General features: G+C 45.2%; 9 protein-coding genes. 1 reads left to right on the top strand and 8 read right to left on the bottom strand.

What is annotated here, in order from left to right; translation table 11 throughout:
• The first annotated feature begins 185 nt into the window (after positions 1-185).
• A complete protein-coding gene (locus SHK35_RS14025) occupies positions 186-398 on the top strand; it encodes a DUF378 domain-containing protein (RefSeq protein WP_318704304.1) in 213 nt (70 codons plus the stop codon).
• A 54-nt stretch (positions 399-452) separates the two neighbouring features.
• On the opposite strand, the gene rsfS is transcribed toward SHK35_RS14025, so the two are convergent.
• The 8 genes from rsfS to rplU form a co-directional block, all read right to left on the bottom strand.
• Entirely contained in the window at positions 453-803 is a 351-nt protein-coding gene (gene rsfS, locus SHK35_RS14020) for a ribosome silencing factor (protein WP_318704305.1), read from the bottom strand.
• A 34-nt stretch (positions 804-837) separates the two neighbouring features.
• Complete coding sequence (gene yqeK / locus SHK35_RS14015) at positions 838-1,428, bottom strand: bis(5'-nucleosyl)-tetraphosphatase (symmetrical) YqeK (RefSeq protein ID WP_318710241.1); 591 nt, start codon at positions 1,426-1,428, stop codon at positions 838-840.
• Positions 1,415-2,029: a nicotinate-nucleotide adenylyltransferase gene (gene nadD, locus SHK35_RS14010; RefSeq protein ID WP_318710240.1), complete on the bottom strand. Its 615-nt coding sequence runs from the start codon at positions 2,027-2,029 to the stop codon at positions 1,415-1,417. Before nadD ends, yqeK begins: the two co-directional genes overlap by 14 nt.
• Positions 2,030-2,034: 5 nt before the next feature.
• Entirely contained in the window at positions 2,035-2,325 is a 291-nt protein-coding gene (gene yhbY / locus SHK35_RS14005) for a ribosome assembly RNA-binding protein YhbY (protein WP_318704308.1), read from the bottom strand.
• A gap of 9 nt (positions 2,326-2,334) precedes the next feature.
• Positions 2,335-3,630 (bottom strand): GTPase ObgE, encoded by a 1,296-nt coding sequence (gene obgE, locus SHK35_RS14000; RefSeq protein WP_318710239.1) that lies wholly within the window; start codon positions 3,628-3,630, stop codon positions 2,335-2,337.
• Between the two features lie 117 nt (positions 3,631-3,747).
• Positions 3,748-4,032, bottom strand: a complete 285-nt coding sequence (gene rpmA, locus SHK35_RS13995) for a 50S ribosomal protein L27 (protein WP_318704310.1) — start codon at positions 4,030-4,032, stop codon at positions 3,748-3,750.
• 3 nt (positions 4,033-4,035) lie between these two features.
• Positions 4,036-4,380 (bottom strand): ribosomal-processing cysteine protease Prp, encoded by a 345-nt coding sequence (locus tag SHK35_RS13990; RefSeq protein ID WP_318704311.1) that lies wholly within the window; start codon positions 4,378-4,380, stop codon positions 4,036-4,038.
• A gap of 5 nt (positions 4,381-4,385) precedes the next feature.
• Complete coding sequence (rplU, locus tag SHK35_RS13985) at positions 4,386-4,691, bottom strand: 50S ribosomal protein L21 (RefSeq protein WP_318704312.1); 306 nt, start codon at positions 4,689-4,691, stop codon at positions 4,386-4,388.
• Positions 4,692-4,923: the final 232 nt, after the last annotated feature.

Here is a 4,923-nt window from a genome sequence, read left to right as displayed (position 1 = left end):
TTCTCCTTTGCGAAAAAATTTTTTTATATTTTATCATCTTTTTCCGCAAAAGGGCTTGTTTTCAGGATTTTTTGTGCAAATTATTTTTTTCCTTTCAGAACTGTCAAAAAACTATATTTCATCCTGTATAAATATAATCACAAAGGAAAAAATAATCTTGAACGAATCAATGGAGGTTAACTAGAATGGGAAATAAATTCTTAGATGGCATTGCTCTTACGATTGCAATTATCGGTGCTGTAAACTGGGGATTAATCGGGCTTTTCCGTTTTGATCTGGTAGCATTTATCTTCGGCGATATGTCCTGGCTGTCCCGTATTGTTTACGTCATTGTAGGTCTCTGCGGCCTATATCTGCTCACCTTCTATATGAAGCTGGGAGATGGCGCAGATTCTTAGAAAATGAGGAAGATGTCCCTTAAGACATCTTCCTTTTTGTACATATGTCCCTCTCTACAGGGAATCTGCATCCACTGTCTTTCCGTCTCTCCAAAGATGCTCCAGATCATAAAGCAGTCTGTTTTCCTTGTCAAAAATATGGACAATCACATCCCCAAAATCAAGCAAAACCCAGTTGGCGGTGTCATACCCCTCCACCTGCTTTACCAAAAAACCGGCTTTTCCCAGTTTCTCCTCCACATTGTCACAAAGCGCCTGTATCTGGCTGCGGTTGCTTCCCCCCGCAATAATAAAATAATCGGCAATAATAGAAACCTCACTGATATCAATCACTCTGATTTCCTCAGCCTTTTTATCTTCCAGGGCCTCCACGGCCAGTCTTGCCGCTGATTTCTTATTCTCCATTCTTCACCTCATTTCTGCGCGTCTTCTGCGCATATCAACTTACAATGTTTCCCATCTTATTACAATAATATTCGTATGTTTTCTCTGTCATGGGATCCATTTCCCCTCCCGTATCCTTTAAATATGCAAGGGTATCTTCCAGTATCATAACCAGCGCCCGATCCAGATCCTCAAATGCCATCCTGCGGATTTTATCCAAATTAGGGGCCTGATTCCTGCCAGGCTCAATATAATCCGCTGTAAAGATAATTTTCTCCAAAAGGCTCATGCCGGGCCTTCCCGTAGTATGATTTAAAATAGCGTTGATTACATCCGCATCATTTACATGGTATTTCTTCATGGCAAGGTAACTGCCCGCCTTTGCGTGAAGCAGAAAGGGATTTCTCTTTTCTATTTCGCTGACCGCAATATTATGCTTCTCACAAATGGACAGCTTCTTTTCATCCGTAAGGCATTTCGCACAATCGTGCAGCAGTCCGGCCAGCTGTGCATTGCGGATAGATTCCCCGTAGCGCATGGCAAGGGCCGCCGCCGTATATTCCACTCCCAAAGTGTGCTCATACCGTCTGGCATCCAAGGTTTTTTCCATGGCCTTTCTGATTTTTCTGAAATTAATTTCCTTCATTTTTATAAAAACCTTTTTCCTCTATATAAGATATTACCCGGTCGGGAACAAGATAACGGATGCTTTTTCCGAAACGTATCCTCTCTCTGATTTCAGTGGAGGACAGCTCTATATTTCTGAAGGCAAACAGATGAATACGGGCTCCAAACGCTTTTGAAAGCTCCTGTTTTTTTGCCTCCATCTTTCCCATATCCGCATCCTCCCGCACAGCTGCAATGATCTGGCAGCTTTGAAAAAGGCGCTGGGGGCATTTCCAGCTTTCCATAGAAAAAAGACAGTCGGCTCCCACAAGAAAGAAAAATTCCGTTTCCGGAAAGCTCTTTCCAAGCTCTTCCATGGTCTCATAACTGTAGGTATATCCTCCCCGCCGGATTTCCAAGTCCAGACAACGCATTTTTTCGTTGTCAGAGACCGCCAGCTCCGCCATATGATAGCGTTCCTTTGGCGCAAGAATATCCTCCTGCTTTTTCATGTAGGAACAGGCCGTAGGTATCAGCCATATCTGATCCAGTGAAAATTCATCCCGGGCACATTCTGCCAGCATTAAATGTCCTATATGGATGGGATTGAAGGTACCTCCCATGACGCCGATTCTTTTCATGTCCGTCACCTGGGAAGCTGAATCTTTGGCTTATCCTTGTCCGGCTTATAAAGGACAATCCGCTTTCCAATCACTTGAACCACTTGAGAATGCGTCCTTTCAGACAGCATTTCCGCAATTTCATTGGGATCCTCAACACAGTTTTTTAAAACGCCCAGCTTAATCAGCTCATGGTTGTTAAAAGCCTCCTGCACCGCCTCTGTGACTTCTGCAGTCAACCCGTATTTTCCGATCTGAAATACAGGATTCAATGTACTGGCAAGCCCCTTTAAATATGCTCTCTGCTTACTGGTCATAAATTCCTCCTACTTATAATAATCAAAGGAAAGCCCATACATCCGAACCGTATCGCCCTCCTCAATGCCAAGAGCTTCCAGCTGTTCCAGAATTCCATTGTCCTTCAGGAAATTCTGGAAAAAGGTAAAGCCCTTTTCACTTTCCAGATTGGTGTACCCCAGCATTTTTTCGATTCTGGGTCCCTCCACCACGTACTCGTCAGCCTTTTCATCATAGCTTACCGTGTACGGCTCCTCGGAATAACCTGCCTTTCTCTCCGGGAAATACTCCTGCTCAAAGACAGTTGGTTTCTCACCAATGCTTTCCAGCATATTTTCCACATGATACAGAAGCTCCTTCACACCCTCTCCGGCAACGGCAGAAATAGGAAAAACTGCTGTTCCCTTTGGCTCAAATTCTGCCCGGATGGCCTCCACGGGATTTTCCTGGCCAGGGCCAGTATAGACAGCGTCTATCTTATTGGCTGCGATCACCTGCGGCCTTTTTGCAAGCTCGGGATTATAGGCCTCCAGCTCCTTATTAATGGCATAAATATCTGCAATGGGGTCTCTTCCCTCTGTCCCCGCGGCGTCTACCATATGAATAATCACCTTGGTACGTTCAATATGCCTTAAAAATTCATGGCCCAGGCCCACGCCCTCGGAAGCACCCTCAATCAGCCCCGGAATATCGGCAATGACAAATCCCTTTGTTCCCTCCAGATCCACAACTCCCAGATTCGGATTTAAGGTAGTAAAATGATAATTGGCAATTTTCGGTTTTGCGTTTGTCACTCTTGACAAAAAGGTAGATTTTCCCACATTGGGAAATCCGACCAAACCCACATCGGCAATCACCTTCAGCTCCAGCAAAAGCGTAAGCTCCTGAGCAGGCTGTCCGGGCTGTGCATACTTTGGCGCCTGCATGGTGCTGGTGGCATAGTGTTGATTGCCGTTGCCGCCTCTGCCGCCCTTTAAAAGAACCACTCGTTTGTTTTTTCCTGACATATCAACGATCACCTTTCCGGTTTCCGCTTCCTTGATGACCGTTCCTTCAGGAACTTTTATGACGATATCCTGACCGTCCTTGCCCCGGCAGTTTCTCTTATCTCCCGCCTGTCCATCCTCAGCCTTGTACTTGCGGATATGCCGGAAATCTATCAGCGTGTTCAATCCTTCATCTACCGCAAAAATCACATCGCCGCCGTGTCCCCCGTCGCCGCCGTCGGGACCGCCGTTGGGAACATATTTCTCACGTCTGAAGGAAACATGGCCATCGCCGCCCTTGCCGCTGCTCACATAGATTTTGGCCCTGTCTGCAAACATTGATGATGCCCTCCTTTCCTGGCCTTAAACAACGGATGCCGCCCTCTGCATGACATCCTTACGTTGCAAAAAGGACTTCAAACAAGCATTATGTTTGAAGTCCTGCCTAAACTCGTATTATTTCTCCACAGGATATACGGAAGCCTGTTTCTTGTCACGGCCCTTTCTCTCAAATCTGAGAATGCCGTCAACCAATGCAAACAATGTATCGTCTCCGCCCTTGCCAACGTTTACACCAGGATGAATCTTGGTTCCACGCTGTCTGTACAAAATGTTTCCTGCTTTTACGAATTGTCCGTCAGCTCTCTTCGCACCTAATCTCTTCGCCTCGGAGTCTCTGCCGTTCTTGGTAGAACCAACTCCCTTTTTATGTGCAAAAAATTGAAGGTTCAAATTAAACATGGTCTACACCTCCTCGAATCTAATCTGTAAATACTGTCCGCCATACTTTTTACTCAGATTTTCCAGGGAAAAAACCATGGAATCCATGAGAAAAGCTGATTTTTCCTGCAAAACGCCCTCAAAATCACACCGGATAAAGCCTGTTTCCTCATTGGATGTCACAGTAAGCTTTTCTCCGGCCAGCTCCTCAAGAGAATTGATGGTGCTGATCACCATCATGGATATAGCTGCGCAGAGAATATCCGGCTCTGCCCTGAAAAAATGCTTTTTGGCGTACTGTGCATGTCCCATACAGAGAAAACCTCTGTAACTGTCATTTTTGTCCTTGCGGATCACAATCGTAGTCATAACGCTTACGCATTGATTTTGTCAATTTTAACCTGAGTGTATGCTTGTCTATGACCGTTTTTCTTGTGGTAGCCGGTTTTTCTCTTGTATTTGTATACAATAACCTTCTTACCTCTTCCCTGCTCCATAACGGTTGCTGAAACGGTTGCATTGGCAACGTCAGCGCCCACCTTCAGGGTGTCGTCACTTACTGCGATCACTTGGTCAAAAGTAACGGTGTTTCCGGCTTCTGCATCAAGCTTTTCCACTCTGATTACATCTCCCTCGGAAACCTTGTACTGTTTTCCACCTGTTGCAATAATTGCGTACATAATTAAGGCACCTCCTATTCATGAACTACGTCGAAACTTTGTTCATTTACTCGCTAACTTTGGTGATGCTCCATCCAGGGAACATACTTCTACCTTGTTATGCGGCATACCATAGTATCATAGCATGAGGTGCCTTTATTTGTCAATACCTTATTTACTTGAGTTTCCGCAGAATTATCTCCACCAGGCAAATCTGCCGTATCCTGTTATCCACAACTTTCAAAAAATGCCA

The sequence above is a fragment of the Candidatus Acetatifactor stercoripullorum genome, from assembly GCF_944382095.1.
Lineage (GTDB): Bacteria > Bacillota > Clostridia > Lachnospirales > Lachnospiraceae > Acetatifactor > Acetatifactor stercoripullorum.
The sequence above is the reverse complement of the archived record's forward strand: the minus strand, read 5'-3'. Positions and strand labels throughout refer to the sequence as shown.

Excerpts from the sequence above, each read along its gene's own strand:
- rpmA (WP_318704310.1), bottom strand. The coding sequence starts at position 4,032 with ATGTTTAATTTGAACCTTCAATTTTTTGCACATAAAAAGGGAGTTGGT.
- nadD (WP_318710240.1), bottom strand. The coding sequence starts at position 2,029 with ATGAAAAGAATCGGCGTCATGGGAGGTACCTTCAATCCCATCCATATA.
- rsfS (WP_318704305.1), bottom strand. The coding sequence starts at position 803 with ATGGAGAATAAGAAATCAGCGGCAAGACTGGCCGTGGAGGCCCTGGAA.
- SHK35_RS14025 (WP_318704304.1), top strand. The coding sequence starts at position 186 with ATGGGAAATAAATTCTTAGATGGCATTGCTCTTACGATTGCAATTATC.
- yqeK (WP_318710241.1), bottom strand. The coding sequence starts at position 1,428 with ATGAAGGAAATTAATTTCAGAAAAATCAGAAAGGCCATGGAAAAAACC.
- SHK35_RS13990 (WP_318704311.1), bottom strand. The coding sequence starts at position 4,380 with ATGACTACGATTGTGATCCGCAAGGACAAAAATGACAGTTACAGAGGT.
- rplU (WP_318704312.1), bottom strand. The coding sequence starts at position 4,691 with ATGTACGCAATTATTGCAACAGGTGGAAAACAGTACAAGGTTTCCGAG.
- yhbY (WP_318704308.1), bottom strand. The coding sequence starts at position 2,325 with ATGACCAGTAAGCAGAGAGCATATTTAAAGGGGCTTGCCAGTACATTG.
- obgE (WP_318710239.1), bottom strand. The coding sequence starts at position 3,630 with ATGTTTGCAGACAGGGCCAAAATCTATGTGAGCAGCGGCAAGGGCGGC.